Here is a 23,863-nt window from a genome sequence, read left to right as displayed (position 1 = left end):
GACCCCGGGCGCCGACCGGCATACCGAGGACGCTCAACGGGGCTGACGCAGCATGCACCGCGCGTGCAGGTCGCCGTCGTGCAGGTGCCCGACGACCTGGAAGCCGTGCCGGGCGTAGAGCTGGACGTTCTCCTCGCGGTGGGTCTCCAGGTAGCCGGGCGTGCCCGTCGCGTCGAGGCGGGTCAGCCCGTCCCGGAGCAGGGCCGAGCCGATGCCCCGGCCCTGCATGCCGGGGACCACCCCGAGGGCGTGCAGGTGGACGTGCCGTGCCGGTGCGAGGTCGTCGTGGAGCTGCTCGTGCCGGGCGTTCAGCCGATGCAGCCGCACGATCGCGGGCAACCCCACGATCGGGACCAGCGGGACCATCCCGGACCGGACCGCCAGCGGCACGGTGATCCGGTGGTGCGGGGCGGGCACCCAGGTCGCGACCCCCAGCAGCTCGCCCGTGCCGGGGTGCTGCGCGACCCGCACGGTGCCGTGGCGCCGGCCGTTGGCCAGGACCGTGGCGAAGACGTGCGGCAGGCCCCGCAGGCGGCGCGCGCGGTGCCGCAGGGGATGGGCCAGCGAGGGATCGTCGGCGAAGGCCTCGGTGAGCAGCCGCCGGGCCGAACGGTTCTGATGGGGCTGAAGGTCGGCGATGAGCACGTCCACGGTCGCCCAGTGTGCCAGGCGCGCCACCAGGGGTGTGTCGGGCCCCTGCTGTAGGAATGGGCCCCATGGAGGCGCAGGACGGGCAGATCCCGGTGCAGGGCTCGGTGGCGGCGAGCACCGGTGAGCAGCTGTCCCTGCTGCGTGCCCACGTGCGGGGGGAGCGGTCCCTGCCCGGGCGGGACGCCTCGCGGGCCCTGGAGGACCCGGTGGCCGAGGTGCTGGTCGACGTGCCGCTGGCGCACCTGGACCGCCCCTTCGAGTACTCCGTGCCCGTCGAGCTGGCCGACGACGCGGTGCCGGGGGCGCGGGTGCGGGTCCGTTTCGCCGGGCAGGACGTCGACGGGTACGTCATCGCGCGCAAGGACCAGGCCGAGCACGTCGGGCGGCTGGCGTCGCTGCGACGGGTGGTCAGCCCGGAGCCGGTGCTGACCCACGCGGTGCTGGCGACCTGCCGGGACGTGGCCCGACGGTATGCCGGGACGGTGTCGGACGTGCTGCGGCTGGCGGTGCCCCCGCGGCACGCCGCCGCCGAGAAGGCCCTGACGAACGCCCACCCGGAGGGGGTGGAGCCGGCGCGGCCGGCGCGGCCGGAGCCGGGCGGATGGGTCGCGCTGCGGGCGGGCGAGGCATTGCTGCGGCACCTGGCAGAGGGGAGGACGCCGTTCGCCTGCTGGACGGCCACCCCGGCGGCGGCCGACCCGCGGCAGGACTGGCCGGCGCTGCTGGCCGTGGCCGCGGCCACGACCCTGTCGGCGGGGCGCGGGGTGATCCTCGTCGTCCCCGACCACCGGGACGTCGACCGGGTGGACGCGGCGCTGACGACGCTGCTGGGCAAGGGGTCTCACGTGCGGCTGACCGCGGCCCAGGGTCCGCAGGCGAGGTACACCGCGTGGCTGAAGGTGCTGCGGGGGCACGTGCGCTGCGTGGTGGGGACCCGGGCGGCGATGTTCGCGCCCGTCCACGACCTGGGCCTCGTGGCCTGGTGGGACGACGGCGACGACCTGCTCGTCGAGCCCCGCGCCCCTTATCCGCACGTGCGGGAGGTGCTGCTCGGCCGCGCGCGCCGGGAGGGGGCCGCCCTGCTCACCGGGGCCTACGCCCGCTCCGCGCAGGTGCAGCAGCTCGTCGAGGAGGGGGTGATGGCGGTCGTCGCCGGGGACGGGCCGGCGCTGCGGCGGGCGGCGCCGCGGGTGCTGGTCGCGGGCGAGGGACCCGAGCCCGAGCGGGACCAGGCCGCCGCCGTGGCCCGACTGCCGTCCGTGGCCTGGCGCACCGCCAAGACCGCGCTGGACACCGGGCCGGTGCTGGTGCAGGTGCCGCGACGCGGCTACGCGCCCACGCTGGCCTGTCAGACCTGCCGGGCGCCCGCGCGCTGCCCGTCCTGCCACGGACCCCTCGCGGTGGGGGGCCGGGACACCCCACCGCGCTGCCGCTGGTGCGGGACCACGGTGGCGGCCTTCGAGTGCCCCCGCTGCGAGGGGACCCGGCTGCGCGCCTCGGTGATCGGTGACCGGCGGACCGCCGAGGAGCTCGGCCGGGCCTTCCCGGGGACGCGGGTGATCACGTCCGGGGCGGGCGAGGTGGTGGCGCGCGTCGAGGCCGGCCCGGCCCTGGTCATCGCCACCCCGGGGGCCGAGCCCGTCGCCGAGGGCGGGTATGCCGCGGCGCTGCTCCTCGACGCCTGGGCCAGCCTGGACCGCCCCGACCTGGACGCCCCGCTGGAGGCGCTGCGCCGATGGCTCGGCGCGGCCGGGCTGGTGCGCGGGGCCGGTGCGGGTGGCGCCGTCGTGCTGTGCGGGGCGCCCACCGACGCGTCGCTGCCGCCCGTCGAGGCCCTGGTGCGCTGGGACCCGGGCTGGCTCGCCGCCCGCGAGCTGGCCGAGCGACGTGAGCTCGCCCTGCCGCCCACCACCGTGATGGCGCGCGTCGACGCCGAGCGCCACGCCCTCGCCGACGCGATGACCGCGATCGGGCTGGACGACGTCGTCGAGCGGCTCGGCCCGCTTCCCGCCCCGCCGCCACCCGCCCGCGGGCCCCGCGCGGACGAGCCCGTCCCGCGACACCGGATGCTGCTGCGCACCACCTCCGACCACGCGCTCGGGCTCGCCGACGCACTGCGCGCGATGCGGGCCACCCGGGCCGCGCGCAAGGAGCCGGAGCCGGTCCACGTCGTGGTCGACCCGCGTGACGGTCTCGTGTGAGAGCTCTGGACCGGCATACGGTGCAGGGGTGGACGAGCGGGTGAGTCGCAGGCGCACGAGCGCGATGGTCTTCGACCTGGGGCAGGTCCTGGTGGCGCGGGACCCGCTGCCGGCCATCGCCGCCGGGGTGGGACAGGACCGCGCCCGGGCCTTCCTGGCGGACGGCGAGGTCTTCGCGACGTACGACCGCGACCTCGACCTGGGCGTGCCCGTCGAGCAGGCGCAGGAGCGCGCGATCACCGCCCACCCGGGCTACGCCGACGAGATCCGTGCCTACGTCACGCACTTCGACCGGTCCTTGACCCAGATCAACGGCACGGTGCAGCTGCTGCGCGAGCTCTACGACGCGCGGGTGCCGCTCTTCGCCCTCGCCACCTGGTCGGCCGAGCTGTTCGAGACCCACGCCCGGCCACGATTCCCCTTCCTGGCGGGCTTCCTCGACGTCGTGGTGACGGGGGCCGAGGGGGTCGCCACGCCGGACCCGGCGATCTTCGCCGTGCTGGAGCGGCGGATGGGGATCGCGCTGACCGAGTGCTGCTACACCGACGACGACCCGCGCGACGTCCTGGTCGGGCGGGCCTGCGGGCTGGACGCCGTCACCTTCACCACGCCGGCGCAGCTGCGCGCGGACCTGCGCCGCCGCGGCGCGCCCGTCCGGCCCGCGTAGACTGACCCGAGCCAGCACCGCACCACCGCACCCCACCGCGAGGTCCACCGCATCGTGTCAGTCATGGACATCCGCCTGTTCGGCGACCCGGTCCTACGCACGCCCGCAGCCCCGGTCACCGACTTCGACGCCGAGCTGCGCGGCCTGGTCCAGGACCTCACCGACACCATGCTCGACGCCCCGGGGGCCGGGCTCGCGGCCCCCCAGCTGGGCGTGAGCCTGCGGGTGTTCACCTACGCCGTCGACGGGGTCGTCGGCCACCTGGTCAACCCCAGCCTGGAGCTGTCCCAGGAGCAGCAGGACGGACCCGAGGGATGCCTGTCGCTGCCCGGGCTGCAGCTGCCCACCCGCCGCGCGCTGCGCGTCGTCGCGACCGGTCAGGACATGCACGGCGAGCCGGTGCGGCTCGAGGGCAGCGAGCTGCTCGCCCGCTGCGTCCAGCACGAGACCGACCACCTCGACGGCGTGCTCTTCATCGACCGGCTCGACCCCGAGCAGCGACGGCTGGCGATGCGGGCGATCCGCGAGGCCGAGTGGTCCGGACTGGCCGCGCCCACCGTCAAGGTCAGCCCCCACCAGCAGCCCTCGCCGACGTCGCGGACCACCGCGGGCTCGGCCTTCGGACTCTAGGAGAGCCACCATGCGCGTCGTCTTCGCCGGCACCCCGGCCGTCGCCGTCCCCAGCCTGGAAGCGCTGCTGGGCTCCTCGCACGACGTGGTGGGTGTCCTCACCCGTCCCGACGCGCGCGCCGGGCGCGGCCGCACCCTCGTCTCGTCCCCCGTGCGGCAGGCCGCCGAGAAGGCGGGCGTGCCCGTCCTGACGCCCACCTCGCTGCACGACCCCGACGCCCACCAGGCGCTGCGGGACCTCGCCCCCGACTGCTGCCCGGTCGTGGCCTACGGCACCCTCGTTCCGCCGGAGGCGCTCGGCATACCGACCGCGGGGTGGGTCAACCTGCACTTCTCGCTGCTGCCCGCCTGGCGCGGCGCCGCCCCCGTGCAACGGGCCGTCATGGCCGGGGACGAGATCACCGGAGCCACGACCTTCCTGCTCGAGGAGGGGCTGGACACCGGGCCCGTGCTCGGGCGGATGACCGAGGCCGTGCGCCCCGACGACACCAGCGGGGCGCTGCTGGAGCGGCTGGCCGTGGCCGGCTCCGGCCTGCTCGTGGAGACCCTCGACGCCATCGAGGCGCGCACCATCACGGCCGTGCCGCAGACCGAGGACGGCGTCTCCCACGCTGCGAAGATCACCGTCGACGACGCGCGCGTGGACTGGACGCAACCGGCCTTCGCCGTGGACCGGCGGGTCCGCGGCTGCACGCCCGCGCCCGGCGCCTGGACGACCTTCCGCGGGGAGCGCCTCGGCCTCGGCGTCGTCTGCGTCGACCGGCGACCCGACCTGCGCGCGGGGGAGCTCGAGGCCGGCAAGCGCGAGGTGTGGGTCGGCACCGCGACCGCCGCGGTGCGCCTGTCGACCGTCCGCCCCCAGGGCAAGAAGGAGATGGCCGCCGCCGACTGGGCGCGCGGCGTGCGGATCACGGACGAGGACGTGATGGGTCGATGAGCGGCGCACGCGACGACGGGCCCGCCGCGAGCCGGCCCGGTCGGCGGCCACCGGAGCGCGGTGCCGACCGGGGGCCGGCCGGGGGCCCGGACCGGCCGCGCGGGCCGCGTGGCCCGCGGGCCCGCAGCGGCCAGCGCCCGTCGGAGCGCACCCGCACGGGCGACCCCGCCCGCTTCACGGCCTACACCGTCCTGCGCTCGGTCGACGAGGGCGGCTACGCCAACCTGGAGCTGCCGAGGCTGCTGCGCGGCACCGGACTGGGCGGCCGTGACGCGGCCTTCGCCACGGAGCTGACGTACGGCGCGCTGCGCTGGCGCGGGCTGTACGACGCGATCGTGGTCGACGCCTCCGGCCGGGGGACCGACGAGATCGACGCCCCCGTCCTGGACACGCTGCGCCTGGGCGCCCACCAGCTCCTCGGCATGCGCGTGCCCTCCCACGCCGCGGTGGGGGAGACCGTCGGCCTGGCCCGCGAGGTCAACGGCGCGGGCGCCGCCGGCTTCGTCAACGCCGTGCTGCGCCGGATCAGCGAGCGGACCCGCGAGGAGTGGCTCGCCCGGGTCGCGCCCCCGGGCGACGGACCGGACGCGCTGGCCGTGGCGCACTCGCACCCGGAGTGGGTGGTCCGTGGGCTGCGCAGCGCGCTCCTCGGCCACGGCGTCTGCGGGCCGGACGACGTGGCCGCCGAGCTCGGCGCCCTGCTGCGCGCCGACAACGACCCGCCCGAGGTCACCCTCGTCGCCCGACCAGGGCTCGTGTCGGTGGCCGAGCTCGTCGACCTCGGCGCCCGCCCGGCCCCCGGGTCACCTGTCGGGGCCGTCCTGCCCGCGGGAGACCCGGGCTCCTTGGCGCCGGTGCGGGACGGCCGGGCCGCCGTGCAGGACGAGGGATCGCAGCTGCTGGCGCTCGCCCTGGCGGCGGTCCCGGTGGCCGGCGACGGGTACGACGAGGAATGGCTCGACCTGTGCGCCGGGCCCGGTGGCAAGGCCGGGCTGCTGGCGGCGCTGGCCGTCGACCGGGCCTTCCTCACCGCCAACGAGATCAGTCCCCACCGCGCCGACCTGGTGGACCAGGCGCTGCGAGCCGCGCGGCGCGCCGGCGCCCGGGTCGAGGTGCGCGTCGGCGACGGCCGGCACGTGGGCGAGGACGAGCCGGGCCGCTACGACCGGGTCCTGGTCGACGCCCCCTGCACCGGCCTAGGGGCGCTGCGGCGGCGCCCGGACGCGCGCTGGCGACGCACTCCCGGTGACCTGGCCGACCTGGCCGTCCTGCAGCGGCAGCTGCTCGCGTCCGCGCTCGAGGCCACCCGACCGGGCGGGGTCGTCGGCTACGCGACCTGCAGCCCGCACGTCAACGAGACGGTGTATGCCGTGGCTGACGTCCTCAACGGGCGCGACGACGTCGAGGTCCTCGACGCGCGCGCCGCGGTCCAGGAGGTGGCGCCCGGGATCGAGCTGGCGGGGGAGGGGCCGCACGTGCAGCTGTGGCCGCACCGCAACGGCACCGACGCGATGTTCCTGGCCCTGCTGCGGCGCCGCGGCTGACGGGCCATCCGGCGGGCCGGCGCCCAGGCCACCACGATCACCCCCCAACCGATCGTCGGCATACGGCGTCATCAGGGGTATGACAGCCGCTAGCCTCGCCCCCGAGCGCCGAACGTGGATGGGGGGGATGACGGTGTCGACCCACGGTGCCACCACGGCCGAGGCCGCGGTGCACGACGCCTACCGGGCGCACTACGGCATGCTCGCCGGCTGGGCGGCCAGGCTGGTGAACGACCCGGACCTGGGCCACGACCTTGCGACCGAGGCCTTCGTGCGGCTGCTGCACCACATCGACTCGGTGTCCGAGCCCCGGGCCTGGCTGTACACCACCACCGGCAACCTGGTCCGGGACCACTGGCGCAAGCGGGGTCGGGAGGCCGAGGCCTACGAGAAGGTCCACCACGACCCCGGGGTCCCCCAGCCGGACGGGGCGTCGGTGCTCACGGTCCGGGAGGCGGTCCTCTCGCTCCCCGACCGCCTGCGCATGGTGGTCCTGCTGCACTACTTCGCCGACCTGCCCGTGGCCGTCGTCGCCCAGCAGCTCGGCAAGTCCACCGGCGCCGTCAAGCGCGACCTCTACGACGCCCGCGGGCGTCTGGCCCCTCTCCTGGACGGTGTGCGATGACGCCTGATCCTGCCGGAACCGGCCCCGACCGCCGTGACGACGACCCGGTCGCGGCGTTCTTCCGTGCGGAGCGCGAGCAGGTCGCCCCGCTGCCGGACGACGACCTGCGCTGGCGACGGATCGTGGCCGCCGGTCGCGGTGCCCGCACCGGTCGGTGGAGCCCCTGGGCTGTCGCCGCGTCCACGGCGGCGGCCGTGGCGCTCGCGGTGTCCGGCGGCGGCCTGCTGCACCGGGAGTCCGCGGACCCCGCCCGGACCGTGGCCGAGCGGGCCCGGGTCGGGCAGGCGCCGCCGAGCGACTTCGTCATCACCTCGGTGAGCCGTCCGGCCGGCGGCACGACCTATGCCCTCGGCCACGCCGTGTGCTCCGACTCCGGCGTCCGGTGCCCCGTGGTCGCGGCAGGCTCCGAGGGAAGCCCGTGGCGGGTGCGGGCCGTCCTCGCCGACCGTCCCGCTCCCGCGGCGACGACGGGCACCGACCGGTCCGGCGTCTGGTCCATCACCTTCGTCGACGCCGAGCGGGGCTGGGCCTTCGGCGGCGACCTCCTCGGCACCACCGACGGGGGTCGGACGTGGCGGTCGCTGGAGCATCCCGACGGGGTGGTGACCGACCTGGCGGTGACCCCGTCGGCGCCCGACCCGCTGGTCCTGGCCTCCGTGGACACCGCTGCCGGATCTGCCTCGTCGGTCGTCCGGCTGCGTCGCGGCGGCCTGGACGGCTCCCGCAGGACCTCCGACGTCGTGGTGCCCCTGGCTGCGAGCGGCTCGCCCCTGGCCTGGGCGCGGATCGCCCGGCGCGGCGACGAGGTCGTCGTGCTGCCCACCCCGGTCGCGAGCGGCTCCGGCACGGGCGGGGGCGTGGTCGACGCCCAGGGGCGCTATCGCTCCATCGCGCCCTCCGAGCAGGCCACGGGGTGCGAGCGCCCCACCTTGTGGGCGGCCTCGCCTGCCGGTCAGAGGGTGTACGCCCGCTGCGGTCTGCCCGCCGGCGCCCGGCCCAGCGACCAGGTGGCGCTGATGGTCAGTGCCGACGGCGGGCGCACCTGGGACTTCAGCGGGATCCCCACCCCGCCTGCGGGGTCGGTCGCCGGTGATCGCCGCCAGCTCATGGCCGCCCTCGACGACGGCGTGGTCCTCGTGGCGGCCGGTCCCTCCGGCCGGCTGCAGGTCCTGCGCCAGGCCCCGTCCGGCGCCGCCGAGGTCCCCGGGGCGCCTCGGTCCGCCACCGGGTGGCAGGCGCTGCGCGCCGAGGGGTCCGTCCTGACCGCCGTCCCCGCGGACTCCGGAACCTTTCACCTGAGCACCGATCGGGGACGCACCTGGCACGCCGTCACGGTGGCCGGGGGCAACCCACCGGGCCCGGGCTCCTGACCGGTCCGTCATCTCGTCCCGTCCCTCCGCACAGCAAGGATCCTCCGACCACATGACCTCCGTACCTGCTTCCTCCCCGGCACGCACCCGCCGTCCCGGGCGCACCCTCGCGGTCTCGAGCGTCGTGCTCGTCAGCCTCGGGCTGCTCCCGGGGGCCGTGGCCGCGCCCGCTCCCACGCCGGCTCCTGCGCCGGTCTCCCCGCTCGCCAAGGGCCTGCCCCCGGTCTGGCCCGAGGCCGGTGCGCCGATCCCGGCGGTGCCGACCATCACCTGGCAGCGCTGCGACGAGGCCGGCCAGCGCAAGCTGGGGCTGCAGTGCGCCACGGCCAAGGTTCCCCTGGACTACGCGCACCCGAGCAAGGCCAGCATCCTGATCGACCTGGTGCGGCACAAGGCCACGGCCCCCAAGTCCAAGGGCGCGGTCTTCGTCAATCCCGGTGGCCCGGGCAACGCCGCCACCGGCAGCATGGGTCGCTTCCTGGAGGTGCTGGGCACCCCGGTCACCTCGCAGTACGACGTGATCGGGATGGACCCCAGGGGCATCGGGGTCGACAGCCTGGCGGCCTGCTGGAGCGACAAGGAGGCCCCGGACAAGCCGGCGGGATTCCCGGTCACCCTGGCCGAGGCCAAGAAGCAGATCGCGCGGGACACCTTCGAGCGTCGGGCGTGCGACAAGGTCGGCCACCCGATCATCGACCACATGACCACCGGTGACGTGGCCCGGGACATGGACCTGGTGCGTCAGGCGGTGGGTGACCCGCAGCTGTCGTACTACGGCGTCTCGTACGGCACCGTCCTGGGGGCGACCTACGCCGCGATGTTCCCGACCAAGGTCCGTGGCCTGGTGCTGGACGGCGTGGTCAACCCGGTCGACTGGACCACCGGTCGGGGCGACCAGGGCACGCGCATCCCGAGCAGCCTGCGCACCGGTTCTGCCGCGGGCGCGGACGAGTCCCTGAAGGCGGCCTTCGCGGCCTGCGCCGCGGCGGGCAAGGCCCGGTGCCGCCACGGGGCGACCATCGCCGCGGAGTGGGACCAGCTGCTCGCGACGCTGGCCAAGGGGCCGGTGACCTCCGGGGGAGCGACCTACACCAGGACCGACACGATCGCCTCGGTCATGCCGAGCCTGTATGACGTCGACGCCATCCCGGCCCTGCTGGACTGGATCCACGACGAGTACCTCGCCGTGGTGAAGAAGTCGGCGCGCAAGGTCAGCAAGCCGCAGGTCCAGGGACTGGTGCCGCCTGCTCTGGGCCTGCCGAAGCCGGGTCCGGCCAAGCCCGCTCCGGCCAAGCCGGGTCCGGTGGTCAGCCCGACCACGGGGAACAGCGACGACTCGGTGTGGCGGGACACCTTCAAGCAGGCCGGGGTGATCTGCTCCGACGCGGTCAACCCCAAGGACCCGATGGTCTGGCACACGACGGCGACGGCGGCCGCCAAGACGTCGTGGTTCGCCCCGCTGTGGACCTGGCAGAGCTCGCTGTGCGCCGGGTGGCCGGGATCGCACGCGGACGCCTACTGGGGCCCCTTCGACGTGAAGCCGGCCCACCCGCTGCTCGTGGTGGGCAACCTCCACGACCCCGCGACGCCCTACGCCAACGCCAAGGCGGTGGCGGCGATGTCGCCCGGGGCGCGCCTGCTGACCGTCGACACCTTCGGCCACGCCGCCGGGGACCAGAGCCCGTGCGCGACCAAGGCGATGCAGAGCTACCTGCTCACCGGTGCCCTGCCGGCCGCGGGGACGGTCTGCAAGCCCGCCAAGCCGCTGTTCTGATCCGGTCCTGGATCTCGCGGTCGGGCCTGAGCACCTCAGGCCCGACCCCACCCCCGACAGGAGCCCCTGCCATGTCCCGACCCCGTCCTGCGGCCGTCCTCGCGGCTGCGGTCCTCTCCCTCGGCACCCTGGTCACCGCCGCGTGCGACGCGCCGTCCCCGGCGAGCGCACCGGCGCGGACCACCACGGGGTCTGCCGCACCCACGACCGGGCCCGAGGCCCCGGGGGCCGGCGACGCGGTGGGGGTGCTCGCCACCACGGCCACCTGGGAGCGCGGTCCCCGGATCCCCGTCCTCGCCGTCCCGGGGGTCGTCCACCACCAGGACTCCAGCGAGAGCACGGACCACCCCTATGCCATGAGGTGGCCCCAGGTCCCGTCGGCGACGGCCCTGGACCAGGCCGTCCGCGCGCAGGTGGAGGCGCTGCGCAAGGAGCACCTGGACCTGGAGGACGGCGAGGCGGAGCTGCACGTCGACGGCGGCGTCGTCGCCTGGTCGACGCAGGTCGCCGCGGTGCGGCTCACCGCGCTGGTGCCCCGGGGCGCTAAGGCGGCGATCACGCACACGACGACGTACGGCGGACGGGACGGCTCGTGGGCGGCCTCCTCCCAGGACCTCGTCGCCCCGGAGCAGCAGGCCGCCCTGGTGTCCGTCGTCCGCCACCGGCTCGGGCTGACGGACGAGCTGAAGGACGCCACGGCGAAGGACGTGCTCACCGACCTGACCGTGACCCCCCAGGGCGGCCTGCGGGTGGTGGTCGACGAGGGCGCGGTCGCCTCCGTGGACCGCGGGGTGCTGGCGACCGAGGTCCCCGCGGCGCAGGTGGCCCCGATGCTGTCCGACCGCGGGCGGCAGGTCGTCGCGGCCGTGCGGGCCGCCCCCGCGCCGGTGACGACCACCGCGGCGGCTCCTCCCGCCCCGACGCAGACCTCGGGCGCCGCGACGACGGCGCCCGCCCCGAGCACGGTGGACTGTCGGCGGCTCTCGTGCGTGGCCCTGACCTTCGACGACGGTCCGGGCCCATACACCGCCCGGCTGCTGGACGAGCTGTCGGCCGCGGGGGTCCGCGCCACCTTCTTCACCCTCGGCCAGAACGTGCAGGCGCAGCCCGACGTCGTCCGTCGGGCCGTCTCGGCGGGCATGGTCGTCGGCAACCACACGTGGGACCACCGGGACCTGCGGCGGCTGGACGCCTCCCAGCAACGACGGGAGGTCGAGGACACCGACCGGGTGCTGGGCCCGATCCTGGGGGCGGAGAGGCCCACGCTGGTCCGCCCGCCCTACGGCTCCTTCGACGCCACCACGAAGACGCTGGGTCACCCCCTCGTCCTGTGGGACGTGGACACGGAGGACTGGAAGAACCGCGACGTGGCGCAGACCACGCGGCGGGCCGTCGACGGCGCCCGGGCGGGGTCGATCGTGCTGATGCACGACATCCACCCCAGCACGGTGGAGGCCGTCCCGGGCATCGTGAGGGCGTTGCAGGCCAAGGGCCTGACGCTCGTCACCGTTCCCGAGCTGACGGGTCCCCTGGCTCCCGGCGCCGTGGTCTTCCGCCAGGGGCGGGGGCACTGAGCGGCTCCTGGGTAGGCTGAGCGGGTGCAGATCTCGCCCAGCATCCTGTCCGCCGACTTCGCCAACCTGCAGACCGAGCTCGACCGCATCAGCGGCGCGGACTGGGCCCACGTCGACGTGATGGACGGTCACTTCGTGCCCAACCTCACCCTCGGGCTGCCCGTCGTGGAGGCGATCTGCCGGGTCAGCCCGGTGCCCGTCGACTGCCACCTGATGATCGAGGACCCCGACCGGTGGGGTCCGCGCTACGTCGAGGCGGGCGCGCGGTCGGCCACCTTCCACGTGGAGGCGGCGCGCGACCCGCGGGCGCTGGCCCGGGCGCTGCGGGCCGCGGGTGGCCGTGCCGGGATGGCGCTCAAGCCGACCACCCCGTGGGCGCCGTACGCCGAGCTGCTGCCCGAGCTGGACATGGTGCTCGTGATGACCGTCGAACCGGGCTTCGGGGGTCAGGCCTTCATGGCCGACCAGCTGCCCAAGGTGCGCCAGGTGCGGGAGGCCGTCCGGCGCCACGGCGGTGAGGTCTGGGTCCAGGTCGACGGCGGGGTCTCGGCGCGCACCATCGAGGAGTGCGCCGAGGCGGGGGCGGACGTCTTCGTGGCGGGTTCGGCGGTGTACGGCGCGCAGGACGCCGCGGCGGCGGTGGCGGAGCTGCGCGGGCTGGTGGCGCGCCACCGGCACTGACCGCGGGGACCACTCCGGCCGAACGTCACGATTTGCAGTGGTATGCCTACTATCCGTTGATATAGGGTCGATCTCCGGATCGAGCCGATCGACGAGGGGGCCTTGTGGGCAAGGGCGAGGAGGACGGGCGACGCCTGCCCGCGCCGGTGCGCACCCCCAGGCCGGGGGAGGGGCGGTTCCTGCTGGTCCCGCGTCCTGGACGACGCCGCAACCGCGTGACGGTGAGCCGTAGGGTGTAGCGGATGAAGACCTTCGACCAGCTGTACGCCGAGCTCTGCGACAAGGCGACCACGCGCCCGCCGGGCTCCGGGACGGTCGCGGAGCTGGACCGCGGGGTCCACTTCATCGGCAAGAAGATCGTCGAGGAGGCCGCCGAGGTGTGGATGGCCGCCGAGCATGAGGGCGACGACCGGGCCGCCGAGGAGATCAGCCAGCTGCTCTACCACCTGCAGGTGCTGATGGTGGCCAGGGGCATCACCCTCGACGACGTCTACGCCCACCTCTGAGCAGGAGTCCTGATGCTGCGCGTCGCCATCCCCAACAAGGGGTCCCTGTCCGAGTCCGCCGCCACGATGATGCGGGAGGCCGGTTATGCCCAGCGGCGCGATGCCAAGGAGCTCGTGCTCACCGACGCCGACAACGGTGTCGAGTTCTTCTACCTGCGCCCGCGCGACGTCGCCGTGTACGTCGGGGAGGGCACCGTCGACCTGGGCATCACCGGCCGGGACCTGCTCCTGGACTCGGGCTCCACGGCCGAGGAGGTGCTCCCGCTCGGCTTCGGGGGCTCGACCTTCCGGTTCGCGGCGCCGGCGGGGACCATGGGCTCGGTGCCGGACATCGCGGGGCGGCGTGTCGCGACGTCGTACGCCGGGCTGGTGCAGTCCCACCTGCGCGAGCGGGGCGTCCAGGCCTCGGTGGTCCGGCTGGACGGGGCCGTCGAGACGGCGGTCACCCTCGGCGTCGCCGACCTGATCGCCGACGTCGTGGAGACCGGGACGACGTTGCGCAACGCCGGGCTCGAGGTCTTCGGCGAGCCGATCCTGCGCTCCGAGGCCGTTCTCGTGCGCCGCTCCCAGGGGGCGACCGCGGACCCCGGCGCCGTGGAGACGATGATCCGACGGCTGCAGGGGGTCCTGGTGGCTCGGCAGTACGTGCTCGTGGACTACGACTGCCCGGCCGACCTGGTCGACGCCGCGACCGCGGTGACCCCCGGCCTGGAGTCGCCCACCGTCTCCCCGCTGCGCGATCCCGCCTGGGTGGCCGTGCGGTCCATGGTCCCGCGCCGGCGCACCAACGCCGTCATGGACGAGCTCTATCGCATCGGCGCCCGCGCCATCCTGGTGACCGACATCGCCGCCTGCCGGCTCTGAGCACCCAGGGGAGGCCCTGCGACCCGGACGGACCCGGGCGCGGGCTCGGGTCCGTCGGCCCGAGGACCTCCAGGTCGCCCGGCGGCCCTAGGATCGGGGGGTGCCGAGCCTCGAGGACCCCGCCCCCTCGCCCTACGACCCCTTCGTCCCCCGCGCCGGGCGCCTGATGGCCCTCGCGGCCGGTGTCGCCGGGCTGCTGCTGTTCTGCGTGCTGGCCGCGCTGGTGCCGGGAGGGCCCCGAGGCTTCGGCGTCATGGACCGGTTGCTGCTCGTCGGCTGCGGGCTGGGCATCGCCCTGCTGCTGGCGCGGTACGCCGCGATCCGCGCCGACCCGAGCGAGGAGGGGCTGCGGGTGCGCAACCTGTTCGCCGCCCGGGACATCCCCTGGGGGGACATCGAGCAGGTGCGCTTCGGGCACGGGGACCCCTGGGTGCGGGTGCTGCTGCACGACACCGAGGAGGTCGCCGTCATGGCCATCCAGCGCGCCGACGGACTCGGATCCCGCTCCGAGGCAGCGCGACTCACGGCCCTGGTCCAGGCCCACCAGGGCCGGGGCGACGTCCCGTAGGCGCCCTCGGCACCTTGGTCAAGTCGCCTCCGGAGCCGCGGGCCCGTGGATAGGGTGACCGCGTGGATCGTCTCGAAGCTGTAGTCCAGCCCTACGACTGGGGCTCCCGCTACGTCATCGCCGAGCTGCAGGGGCGCCAGACCCCCTCCCCGGGCCCCGAGGCGGAGCTCTGGGTGGGCGCGCACCCGGCCGCGCCGGCGCTGCTGGAGCGCGAGGAAGGGCTCACCACCCTCCACCGGGTGATCACGGCCGACGCCCCCGGCGAGCTCGGCCCACGCTGCCACGAGCGCTTCGGCGACCGGTTGCCCTTCTTGCTCAAGATCCTCGCCGTCGAGAAGGCCCTGTCCATCCAGGTGCACCCGACCCGTGAGCAGGCCGCCGAGGGCTTCGCCCGGGAGGAGGCCGCCGGGATCGCCCCCCGCGACCCCACCCGCAACTACAAGGACGACTGGCCCAAGCCGGAGATCCTGATGGCGCTCACGCCGTTCGAGGCGCTGGCCGGGTTCCGCCCGGCGCAGGAGAGCGCCCGGCTGCTGGCGCTCCTGGAGGTGCCCGAGCTCGACGAGGTCGAACGGCTGCTGCGCGACGGCGGGCAGGACGGCCGCGACGGCCGGCTGGAGGCCCTGACCCGGTTGCTCCACTGGCCCGCCGCCCAGCGCCAGCGGCTCACCGCCGACGTCGAGTGGCGGTGCGGCGAGCTCGCCGAGGACGAGAGCCTGGACGCGCAGGACCGCGCCACCTTCGGCGTCGGGGTCCGCATCGCCCGGCAGTACCCCCGGGACATGGGGCTCGTCTGCGCGCTGCTCCTGCAGCACGTCACCCTGCAGCCGGGGGAGGCGATCTACCTCGCGGCCGGCGGGCTGCACTGCTACCTGCAGGGGACCGGGGTCGAGCTGCTCGCCAACTCCGACAACGTGGTGCGAGCCGGCCTGACCAGCAAGCACATCGACGTCGACGAGCTGCTGCGCCTCCTTGACCCTACGGTCGTGGTGCCCCGGCTGCAGCCGGTCCCGGTGGCGCCGGACGTGGTGCGCTACGAGACGCCGGCGCCGGAGTTCGAGCTCGACCGCTGCCTGGTCGACGGCGAGTGCGCGGTGCCCGGCGACGGCGGCCCACGGCTGCTGCTGTGCCTCGGGGGCGACCTGGTCCTCGTCGACGGCGACGGCGCGGAGCTGCACCTGTCCCGCGGGGACACCGCGTATGCCGGGGCGGGCGACGGCGGCCTGCGGCTGCGTGGCCGCGGCGACGTGGTGGTCGGCTCGATGGGCGCGTGACCTCCGGCATACCTGCTGCCTCGACGCCCTGTCGCTCCACCGCAAGGGGGGGAACGGGCGCCGGGGTGCCGACCGCTGCGTCGCTAGGATGACGCGGGCCGGAGGGACCGGCCGGCAAGGAGCACGCAGATGGCGCTGTGGACGCTGCACAACGACGGGGTTCTCGAGCCGGGGGCGGTGGTCGCACCGCACGAGCGACTCGGCTGGGGCCGGACCATCGGGCTGGGTGCGCAGCACGTCGTGGCGATGTTCGGTGCGACCTTCGTCTTCCCGATCCTCATGGGGCTCGACCCGCAGCTCGCGGTCCTGATGAGCGGCGTCGCCACGCTGGTCTTCCTCGCCCTGGTGCGGGGCCGGGTGCCGAGCTATCTCGGGTCGTCGGCGTCGTTCGTGGGTGTCGCGACGGCGATCCACGCCGCGGGTGGGTCGCCGGCGCACGTGTCCGGGGCGATGCTCTGGTGCGGCGTCGCCCTGCTGGTCGTGGGGCTGGTCATCCACCTGGCCGGTGCCTCGGTCGTCCACCGCACCCTGCCGCCCGTGGTGACCGGCGCCGTGGTCATGCTGATCGGCTTCAACCTGGCGCCCGTGGTGGCCCGGACCTACTGGCCGCAGGACCAGTGGGTGGCGCTCGTCGTCATGCTCGTCGTGGTGCTGCTCAACGTGGGCGTGCGGGGCTTCCTGTCGCGGATCGCGATCTTCCTGTCGCTGCTGATCGGCTACCTGCTGTCGTGGGTGCTGGACCGGGTGACCGGGCCGATCATGAGCTTCCAGCCCGGAGCCGTGTCGCCCGCCAACCCGACCGGCGTCGTCGAGCACCTGCGCGTCGACTGGTCGGCGGTGGCGGCGGCGCCGTGGTTCGGCTTTCCGCCGCACACGTCCGGCACGGTCGTCGGCTGGCACCTGCCGCAGCTGTCCTGGACCTACGCGCTGCTCGCGCTGCCCGTGGTCATCGCCCTCGTCGCCGAGAACACCGGGCACGTCAAGGCGGTCGCCGAGATGACCGGCACCCCGCTCGACCGGGAGATGGGACGCGCGATCATGGCCGACGGGCTGGGCTCGATGCTCGCCACCGGGGTGGGTGCCGGGCCCACCACGACCTATGCCGAGAACATCGGTGTCATGGCCGCGACCCGCGTCTACTCCACCGCGGCCTACGTCGTGGCCGCGCTGGTGGCCATCGGGTTCGGCTTCTCCCCGAAGCTCGGCGCCGTCATCGCCGCGACGCCCGGCGGGGTGCTCGGCGGGATCTGCGTGGTGCTGTACGGCATGATCGGCCTGCTCGGCGCCAAGATCTGGAAGGAGAACGGCGTCGACTTCGGCAACCCGGTCAACCTCGTGCCGGTCGCCGCGGGCATCATCATCGGCATCGGGGACACCTCGCTGCGGATCACCCCGGACCTCACCCTCGGCGGCATCGCCCTGGGCACCGTCGTCACCGTGGTCCTCTACCACCTGGCCCGCGCCGTCGCGCCGAGGGCGCTGCGGGAGGAGGCGGACCGGGCGGGTGGGACGAACCTGGTCCTGGACACCCCCGGCATGTACGTCGACGAGGACTACGTCGCGGGCGGCGGGTCCACCGGGCCCACGGTGCCGCCGGCCCGGTCGCTCGAGACCGGAGCGCCCGACGCACGCTGACCGCCTGCGACCTCACCAGCTGCGGGGCGGGGAGCGTCGTCGCCGAGATCGGTCACGAGCACCTGCCGGACGTGGTGCTGGGCGTCGTCGAAGCTCAGCCCCAGCACCTGCAGCAGGTCGACGACGATGGACCGCAGCTGGGCGCGGATCACCTCGGCCGACAAGGTGGCGTCCGGGTCGGGCGTGCGGGTGAGCCGGCCGATCTCGAGCAGCTCCGGCTCCAGGCTGTCCGAGAGTCGGCCGGCGCTGAGGGCATCGGCCATGTGGTCCACGGCGTCCGCGAGCCGGTCGATGGCGGCCACGTAGCGGTCGGGGACGTGCTCGCCGTTCTGCAGGGCGACGGTGGCCCGGCGGATCAGCACCCGCGCGTTGCGGATCGCGCGGTCCATCGGCTCCATGAGGTTGGCGACCTCCGCCACGGCCGGCCGGTGCCGTCGGTGGAAGGGAGAGACCCGCATCACCTCGAGGCTGTCCGCGGAGAAGCCGCGCAGGGCGGTGAGGTCCTTCTCCGTGGAGCGGGCGGCGCCCAGCGCGTCCTCGCACGCGTCCAGGTCGTCGTCGCGCAGCGAGGTGGACGTCTCGTGGAGCAGGTCCCCGAGCGCGTCCAGGATCTTGCCGGCCTGGCTGCGGGGACGCACGAGCGACGAGCTGGGCACGAACGACGCGAACACCAGCGCGACCACGGACCCGAGGAGCGCCTCGAACCAGCGCCCGAAGGCCCCGCCGGGAGCTGCCGAGAGCAGGGCGACGATCATGCCCTGGATGCCGGCCTGGTTGGCCATGAGCTGACCCGCGCCGAGCAGCGTGGCGGTCATCATCCCGGTCGCCACGATCAGGAAGACCTGCAGCGGTCCGATGCCGAAGAGGTGCACGAAGCTCTCGCCCACGAAGGCCCCCACCGCCACCCCGATGGTGATCTCCACCGCGCGCCGCAGCCGCTGGCCGTAGGTCATCCCCAGGGCGACGATGGCGGCGACGGGTGCGAACAGCGGTGACCTGATGTGGAAGACGTGGTGCGCCAGGGAGTATGCCGCGGCAGCGCCGACCGAGCACTGGGCGATGAAGAACAGCCGCTGGCGCAGCCGGCGCCCGCTGCGCAGCACGCCGCGGCGGGTCACGCGCGCGGACGAGCGGCCCACCTGGACGGCGCGGCCGCCCCAGTCGGTCCTGAGGTCGGGCTCGGGCCGCACGGTCAGCTCTGCTTGCGGGCCGTGCGGCCGGTGCGTCCGGCCGTCGACCGGGCGACGGTGTCCATCATGTCCTTCGATTCCTTGCCCACCGCGTCAGTCTCGCGTATCCACCTGGACGTCGGCGTGATCTCGGACCGGGTCGTCGGCCAGCAGCGCGTCCTCCTGCCGGGCCCACCGCTCCCAGTGCGGGGCGTAGGCCTCGCCGTCGCGGTCCAGGCCTCGGCGCCGCCGCAGCGGCGCGGGGGCCTGGAGCCAGAGGAGCGCGCTCAGCCAGGGCCGGATCGCGCGGGTGCCTGCACCGACCCCCTCGAGGACGAGCCAGGTGGTGTCGTGGGGGATCTCGACGAGGCCGCCCGGGCGGTCGGCGAGCCAGTCCCACCGCCGGTAGCACCCGGCGCGTCCCTGGCCGAGCGGGACCAGAACGCTCTCGGCGAGCGCCGGTGCCGTCCGGACCAGCCCGTCCCAGCCCGGGCAGGCGTCGTCGAGGTGGAGGACGACCGGGTCCGCCCCGTCGACGCGCAACCGGTCCGTGATCGCTGCGGCGAGGGTCGTCTTGCCGGACCCGCTGCGGCCGTCGACGGCGACGACGGTCGCGGCGCCGCACCGTGGGCCCCGCTCCCGGGTGAGGGCGAGCAGGTCGGTGACCGCCCGGGAGACGGTCGTGCTGGTCATGGGCTTCAGGGTAGTCCGGGAGGCAGGACGCGGCGTCGTGGTCGCTCGCCGAGCCGTTGCCGAGACGACCGCGGGGTCCGGTCGACGACGACCTAGCATCGGACCATGAGCGTCGCCACCCGTGTCATCCCCTGCCTCGACGTCGACGCCGGCCGCGTCGTCAAGGGCGTCAACTTCGCGAACCTGCGGGATGCGGGGGACCCGGTCGAGCTGGCGCGCGCCTACGACGCCCAGGGTGCGGACGAGCTGACCTTCCTCGACGTGACGGCGAGCAGCGGGAACAGGGCGACGACCTACGACATGGTCGGCCGGTGCGCCGAGCAGGTCTTCATCCCGCTGACCGTCGGCGGGGGAGTGCGGACCGTGGAGGACGTGGACCGGCTGCTGCGGGCCGGCGCGGACAAGGTGGGCATCAACACCGCCGCCATCGCTCGCCCCCAGGTGATCGCGGAGATCGCCGACCGCTTCGGCGACCAGGTGATCGTCCTGTCGGCCGACGTCCGGCGGCGCCGCGACGAGCAGGGTCGGGCGACGGGGGAGTTCGAGGTGACCACCCACGGCGGGCGGCAGGGCACGGGACTGGACGCGGTCGAGTGGTGCGCCCGTGCCGCGCGGCTGGGGGCCGGGGAGATCCTGCTCAACTCCATGGACGCCGACGGCACCCGGGACGGCTTCGACCTGGAGCTGGTGCGGCTGGTGCGCGAGGCCGTCACGGTGCCGCTGGTCGCCAGCGGCGGGGCGGGCCGACTGGAGCACTTCGCACCGGCCGTCGACGCCGGGGCCGACGCGGTGCTGGCTGCGAGCGTCTTCCACGACGGCGACCTGACGATCGGCCAGGTCAAGGCGTCGCTGCGGGAGGCGGGTCACCAGGTCCGCTGAGGACCTCCGCCCGGCGGCGCGACGAGCGGGTATGCCGCGCCCGACCTTCCGGCACACCCGCTCGTCGCGTCAGGTCACAGCCCGCGGGGCGTGCCGCGGTGGGCCGCGACGGCGGCCGGCGGACCGGTGACCTCCACGTGGGCCGCCTCGCCTCGCCCCGACAGGTGGAGCAGCAGGTCGCCCGGGCGGCCGGTGAGGGTCACGCTGCCCGCGTCGGTCGGCGCGTGCAGCAGCCCCTCGCCGAAGCCCTCGCAGGTCACCCGCACGCCGACCTTGGCGCGCAGCAGGAGGAGGCGACCCATCGTGGTCAGCAGACCCCACAGGGCCCGCTCCAGCTCGGGGGTCACCGGCACGGACGCCGCCGGGGTCTGGGCCCGCAGGACGTCCTCGTGGTGGATGTAGTACTCCACCAGGTTGGCCCGCTCGTCCACCGCGGGGATCCGGGTCACGGCGTAGGCCGGCGGCCCGAACCGCACCAGGTCCACCAGCTCGGGCCAGGGGCGCGCGGCGTACTCCGCCTGCACCTTGCGGGTCCAGGGGGCGAGCGGGGGCAGAGCGATGCCGGGGGCGGCGTCGGGGCGGCGGTCGCGGGTGGCGAGGTGGGCCGCCAGGTCGCGCGTGGTCCACCCCTCGTTGAGGGTGGGCGCGTCCGGCCCGAGCCGGTCGAAGGCGTCGCAGAGGGCCTGGCGCTGGGCGTGGGCGAGTCTGGTCATGCGTCTACTCTCGCACCGGCCGGCCCACCTCGGCACCCCGGCGGCCGCCCGACCCGGACCGGGTCGTCCGGTCCGGCCAGCCCGGGCCAGCCTCCCGGCGGTCCGGACGGCGACCGCGACGTGGCGACGAGACGAGACGGTCACCGGCGCGCGGCGGGTCACTTGGCACAATGACGCCCGTGCACCCCGACCCGCAGCCTTCCGGCATACATCCCGACGTCCTCCCGGCCGACCTCGCCGCCCGCCTCAAGCGCGACGAGCACGGCCTGGTCGCCGCCGTCGTCCAGCAGCACGACACCGGCGAGGTGCTGATGCTCGGGTGGATGGACGACGAGGCGCTGCGCCGGACCCTGACCGAGGGCCGCGTGACCTTCTGGAGCCGCAGCCGCCAGGAGCACTGGCGCAAGGGCGACACCTCCGGGCACTCCCAGTGGGTGCGGACGGTGGCCGTGGACTGCGACGGGGACGCGCTGCTGGTCCGCGTGGACCAGGTCGGCGCCGCCTGTCACACGGGGGACCGGACCTGCTTCTTCACCGACCTGGGCGCGGTCCCGGGCACCCGGCCGGAGACCACCGCATGAGCGCGCCCACCCCCGACCTGTCCTTCGGCGTCACCTGGCCGGACCTGCCGACCTTCCGCGACCTCGCCCAGGACCGCCGGGTCGTCCCGGTCGTGCGCCGGCTGCTCGGCGACGCCGAGACCCCGCTGTCGGTCTACCGCAAGCTCGCCCGGGACCACCCCGGCTCCTTCCTGCTCGAGTCGGCCGAGCACGGCGGCGTGTGGAGCAGGTACTCCATCGTCGGCGCCCGCGCCCTCGCGACCCTGACCGAGCACGACGGCCATGCCCGGTGGCTGGGGCAGGTGCCCGCCGGGCTGCCCACCGAGGGCATCCCCGTCGAGGTGCTGCGCGACACCCTCGCCCTGCTCGGCACCGAGCCGCTGGCCGGGCTGCCGCCGCTGACCGGCGGCCTGGTCGGGTTCATCGGCTACGACGCCGTCCGCCGCTGGGAGCGGGTGCCCGAGCGGGCGCCCGACGAGCTGCACCTGCCCGAGCTGGCCATGATGCTCGCGACCGACCTGGCGGTCTTCGACCACGGGGACGGCTCGGTCCTGCTGGTGGCCGCCGCGATCGACGTCGACGGCACCGACGACCGGGTCGACGAGGCGCACGCCGGGGCCGTGGCCCGCCTGGACCGGATGGTCCGCGACCTGGCGCAGCCGGCACCCTCCACGGTCGCCGTCGTCGAGCCGGTCCGACCGGAGGCGACGAGCAACGTCACCGAGGCGGACTTCCGCGCCATGGTCGAGGCCGGCCAGGAGGCGATCCGGGCCGGGGAGGTCTTCCAGGTCGTCCTGTCCCAGCGGTTCACCGTGCCCTGCCCGGCCGACGCCCTGGACGTCTACCGCGTCCTGCGCGCCTCCAACCCCAGCCCCTACATGTACCTCCTGCGCTGCCCCCACCCCGACGGCGGCAGCTACGACGTGGTCGGCTCCAGCCCCGAGGCCCTGGTCAAGGTCACCGGCGACCGCGTCATCACCCACCCCATCGCCGGCTCCCGGCCCCGCGGCGCGACGCCGGAAGAGGACGTGCGGCTCGAGCAGGAGCTGCTCGCCGACCCCAAGGAACGCTCCGAGCACGTCATGCTCGTCGACCTGTCCCGCAACGACCTCCAGAAGGTCTGCGACGCCGGCTCCGTCGACACCGTGGAGTTCCTGCAGGTGCGCCGCTACAGCCACATCATGCACCTGGAGTCCACCGTCGTCGGGCGGCTCCGGGAGGGCCTGGGGGCCTATGACGCGCTCGCCGCGACCTTCCCCGCCGGCACCCTGTCCGGCGCACCGAAGCCGCGGGCGCTCGCCCTCATCGACGAGCTCGAGCCCAGCCGCCGCGGGCTGTACGGCGGCGTCGTCGGCTACCTCGACCTGCACGGCGACCTGGACATGGCCATCGCGATCCGCACCGCCCTCGTCCGCGACGGGGTCGCCCACGTCCAGGCCGGTGCCGGGGTCGTCGCCGACTCGGTGCCCGAGACCGAGCGCCGCGAGACGGTCACCAAGGCCGCGGCGGCGCTGCGCGCGGTGGCGGCCGCGACCGGGCTCCGCGCGCCGTGAACCACCCCCAGCCCCCCGTCCGGCCGGGCGACCCGACACCTGACGACCCCCGACACGACGACCCCCGACCGGACGACCCGCGAGCCGCGGGCGGTGACGCCCCGCCCACGACTCCCGGCACAGCCGGGCGGCACCCGACCCGCTCGGTCCTGCTGCTCGCCGCCCTCGGCGCGGGCCTGGTGCTCGCCCTGATCACCCAGACCTGGGCCACCGGCAGCTCCACCGAGGCCCTGGTGCCCGGGTCGGCGATCAGCGCCACGGGCTCGGCACTGGTCCCGCTCGCCGGGGCCCTGGCGCTCGCCGCCGCGGCCGCCGCGGTGGTCTCGGTCACCGCCGGTCGGATCGTGCGCCGGCTGGCCGCCGCCGCCCTGCTGCTGGCCGGTCTCGGCTGCGCCGTCGCGGTGGCGTGGTTCCTGCGAGACCCGTCCGCACCCCTGGCCGCCGACCTCGCGGCCCGCACCGGCCGCACCTCCCCGCCCCAGGTGGCGGCCCACCCGACCTGGGGCGCCTGGGCCGCGCTCGCGGCGACCGCGCCGCTGCTCGTCGCGGGTGTCCTCGCCCTGGCACGGGCCGACCGGACCCGCGGGCTCTCCCGGCGCTACGACGCGCCGACCGCGCGGCCGGTGAGCGACGCCACCGGCACCACGACCGTCCGGGAGCTGTCGCTGTGGGATCGTGTGACGCAGGAGCACGACGACGAGCCGCCTCCGACGGCGACCTGACACAATGACGGTCGGCGCCGCAGCCGCGGACCGTCCGAGCAGGACGCACCGGCCGGCGCACCCGGACCGCACC

Annotated in this window: 23 protein-coding genes; 19 read left to right on the top strand and 4 right to left on the bottom strand. The window is 75.3% G+C overall.

Annotated elements, in window-relative coordinates:
- Window positions 1-33: 33 nt before the first annotated feature.
- Complete coding sequence (locus ACK2IS_RS09885) at window positions 34-651, bottom strand: GNAT family N-acetyltransferase (RefSeq protein ID WP_409483165.1); 618 nt, start codon at window positions 649-651, stop codon at window positions 34-36.
- Window positions 652-716: 65 nt separating this feature from the next.
- Between ACK2IS_RS09885 and ACK2IS_RS09880 the strand changes: the two genes are divergently transcribed.
- From ACK2IS_RS09880 to ACK2IS_RS09810, 15 genes are all read left to right on the top strand, one after another.
- The gene (locus tag ACK2IS_RS09880) at window positions 717-2,852 is read left to right on the top strand and encodes a primosomal protein N' (protein ID WP_409483164.1); all 2,136 of its coding nucleotides are present in this window, start codon (window positions 717-719) and stop codon (window positions 2,850-2,852) included.
- A 40-nt stretch (window positions 2,853-2,892) separates the two neighbouring features.
- Window positions 2,893-3,519: an HAD family hydrolase gene (locus tag ACK2IS_RS09875; protein ID WP_409483163.1), complete on the top strand. Its 627-nt coding sequence runs from the start codon at window positions 2,893-2,895 to the stop codon at window positions 3,517-3,519.
- 54 nt (window positions 3,520-3,573) lie between these two features.
- A complete protein-coding gene (def, locus tag ACK2IS_RS09870; RefSeq protein WP_409483162.1) occupies window positions 3,574-4,149 on the top strand; it encodes a peptide deformylase in 576 nt (191 codons plus the stop codon).
- A gap of 10 nt (window positions 4,150-4,159) precedes the next feature.
- Window positions 4,160-5,086, top strand: a complete 927-nt coding sequence (gene fmt / locus ACK2IS_RS09865) for a methionyl-tRNA formyltransferase (protein ID WP_409483161.1) — start codon at window positions 4,160-4,162, stop codon at window positions 5,084-5,086.
- Window positions 5,083-6,630, top strand: coding sequence for an RsmB/NOP family class I SAM-dependent RNA methyltransferase (locus ACK2IS_RS09860; protein ID WP_409483160.1), 1,548 nt, complete (start codon window positions 5,083-5,085; stop codon window positions 6,628-6,630). Before fmt ends, ACK2IS_RS09860 begins: the two co-directional genes overlap by 4 nt.
- Before the next feature lie 127 nt (window positions 6,631-6,757).
- A complete protein-coding gene (locus ACK2IS_RS09855) occupies window positions 6,758-7,255 on the top strand; it encodes an RNA polymerase sigma factor (RefSeq protein ID WP_409483159.1) in 498 nt (165 codons plus the stop codon).
- Entirely contained in the window at window positions 7,252-8,625 is a 1,374-nt protein-coding gene (locus tag ACK2IS_RS09850) for a hypothetical protein (protein ID WP_409483158.1), read from the top strand. The genes ACK2IS_RS09855 and ACK2IS_RS09850 overlap by 4 nt, the downstream gene beginning before the upstream one ends.
- A 52-nt stretch (window positions 8,626-8,677) precedes the next feature.
- Window positions 8,678-10,399, top strand: a complete 1,722-nt coding sequence (locus ACK2IS_RS09845) for an alpha/beta hydrolase (RefSeq protein WP_409483157.1) — start codon at window positions 8,678-8,680, stop codon at window positions 10,397-10,399.
- A gap of 71 nt (window positions 10,400-10,470) precedes the next feature.
- Entirely contained in the window at window positions 10,471-11,973 is a 1,503-nt protein-coding gene (locus ACK2IS_RS09840) for a polysaccharide deacetylase family protein (RefSeq protein WP_409483156.1), read from the top strand.
- A 24-nt stretch (window positions 11,974-11,997) separates the two neighbouring features.
- Window positions 11,998-12,654: a ribulose-phosphate 3-epimerase gene (gene rpe / locus ACK2IS_RS09835; RefSeq protein ID WP_409483155.1), complete on the top strand. Its 657-nt coding sequence runs from the start codon at window positions 11,998-12,000 to the stop codon at window positions 12,652-12,654.
- Between the two features lie 242 nt (window positions 12,655-12,896).
- Window positions 12,897-13,160, top strand: coding sequence for a phosphoribosyl-ATP diphosphatase (locus ACK2IS_RS09830; protein ID WP_409483154.1), 264 nt, complete (start codon window positions 12,897-12,899; stop codon window positions 13,158-13,160).
- Between the two features lie 12 nt (window positions 13,161-13,172).
- Window positions 13,173-14,024, top strand: a complete 852-nt coding sequence (gene hisG / locus ACK2IS_RS09825; protein ID WP_409483153.1) for an ATP phosphoribosyltransferase — start codon at window positions 13,173-13,175, stop codon at window positions 14,022-14,024.
- A gap of 100 nt (window positions 14,025-14,124) precedes the next feature.
- Entirely contained in the window at window positions 14,125-14,592 is a 468-nt protein-coding gene (locus ACK2IS_RS09820) for a PH domain-containing protein (RefSeq protein WP_409483152.1), read from the top strand.
- A gap of 62 nt (window positions 14,593-14,654) precedes the next feature.
- Window positions 14,655-15,866 (top strand): mannose-6-phosphate isomerase, class I, encoded by a 1,212-nt coding sequence (manA, locus tag ACK2IS_RS09815; RefSeq protein WP_409483151.1) that lies wholly within the window; start codon window positions 14,655-14,657, stop codon window positions 15,864-15,866.
- Between the two features lie 129 nt (window positions 15,867-15,995).
- Complete coding sequence (locus tag ACK2IS_RS09810; RefSeq protein ID WP_409483150.1) at window positions 15,996-17,501, top strand: uracil-xanthine permease family protein; 1,506 nt, start codon at window positions 15,996-15,998, stop codon at window positions 17,499-17,501.
- Here ACK2IS_RS09810 and ACK2IS_RS09805 read toward each other — a convergent pair.
- Both ACK2IS_RS09805 and ACK2IS_RS09800 read right to left on the bottom strand, forming a co-directional pair.
- The gene (locus ACK2IS_RS09805) at window positions 17,420-18,691 is read right to left on the bottom strand and encodes an FUSC family protein (RefSeq protein ID WP_409483149.1); all 1,272 of its coding nucleotides are present in this window, start codon (window positions 18,689-18,691) and stop codon (window positions 17,420-17,422) included. The genes ACK2IS_RS09810 and ACK2IS_RS09805 overlap by 82 nt on opposite strands.
- A gap of 93 nt (window positions 18,692-18,784) precedes the next feature.
- Window positions 18,785-19,363 carry a hypothetical protein gene (locus tag ACK2IS_RS09800; RefSeq protein WP_409483148.1) on the bottom strand — a complete coding sequence of 193 codons (579 nt, stop codon included), beginning with the start codon at window positions 19,361-19,363 and terminating at the stop codon, window positions 18,785-18,787.
- 105 nt (window positions 19,364-19,468) lie between these two features.
- Here ACK2IS_RS09800 and hisF point away from each other — a divergent pair, with 105 nt between their 5' ends.
- Window positions 19,469-20,242: an imidazole glycerol phosphate synthase subunit HisF gene (gene hisF / locus ACK2IS_RS09795; protein ID WP_409483147.1), complete on the top strand. Its 774-nt coding sequence runs from the start codon at window positions 19,469-19,471 to the stop codon at window positions 20,240-20,242.
- A 74-nt stretch (window positions 20,243-20,316) separates the two neighbouring features.
- On the opposite strand, the gene ACK2IS_RS09790 is transcribed toward hisF, so the two are convergent.
- On the bottom strand, window positions 20,317-20,955 hold the full coding sequence (locus ACK2IS_RS09790) for a TIGR03085 family metal-binding protein (RefSeq protein WP_409483146.1): 639 nt from the start codon (window positions 20,953-20,955) through the stop codon (window positions 20,317-20,319).
- Between the two features lie 170 nt (window positions 20,956-21,125).
- Here ACK2IS_RS09790 and hisI point away from each other — a divergent pair, with 170 nt between their 5' ends.
- The 3 genes from hisI to ACK2IS_RS09775 are packed head-to-tail and all read left to right on the top strand — an operon-like array spanning window position 21,126 to window position 23,790.
- Complete coding sequence (gene hisI, locus ACK2IS_RS09785; RefSeq protein WP_409483145.1) at window positions 21,126-21,536, top strand: phosphoribosyl-AMP cyclohydrolase; 411 nt, start codon at window positions 21,126-21,128, stop codon at window positions 21,534-21,536.
- A complete protein-coding gene (locus ACK2IS_RS09780; protein ID WP_409483144.1) occupies window positions 21,533-23,068 on the top strand; it encodes an anthranilate synthase component I in 1,536 nt (511 codons plus the stop codon). Before hisI ends, ACK2IS_RS09780 begins: the two co-directional genes overlap by 4 nt.
- On the top strand, window positions 23,065-23,790 hold the full coding sequence (locus tag ACK2IS_RS09775; RefSeq protein ID WP_409483143.1) for a Trp biosynthesis-associated membrane protein: 726 nt from the start codon (window positions 23,065-23,067) through the stop codon (window positions 23,788-23,790). The genes ACK2IS_RS09780 and ACK2IS_RS09775 overlap by 4 nt, the downstream gene beginning before the upstream one ends.
- Window positions 23,791-23,863 lie beyond the last annotated feature (73 nt).

The sequence above is a fragment of the Arsenicicoccus dermatophilus genome (genome assembly GCF_046267915.1).
GTDB lineage: Bacteria > Actinomycetota > Actinomycetes > Actinomycetales > Dermatophilaceae > Arsenicicoccus > Arsenicicoccus dermatophilus_A.
This window is presented reverse-complemented; position numbering and strand designations above follow the sequence as displayed.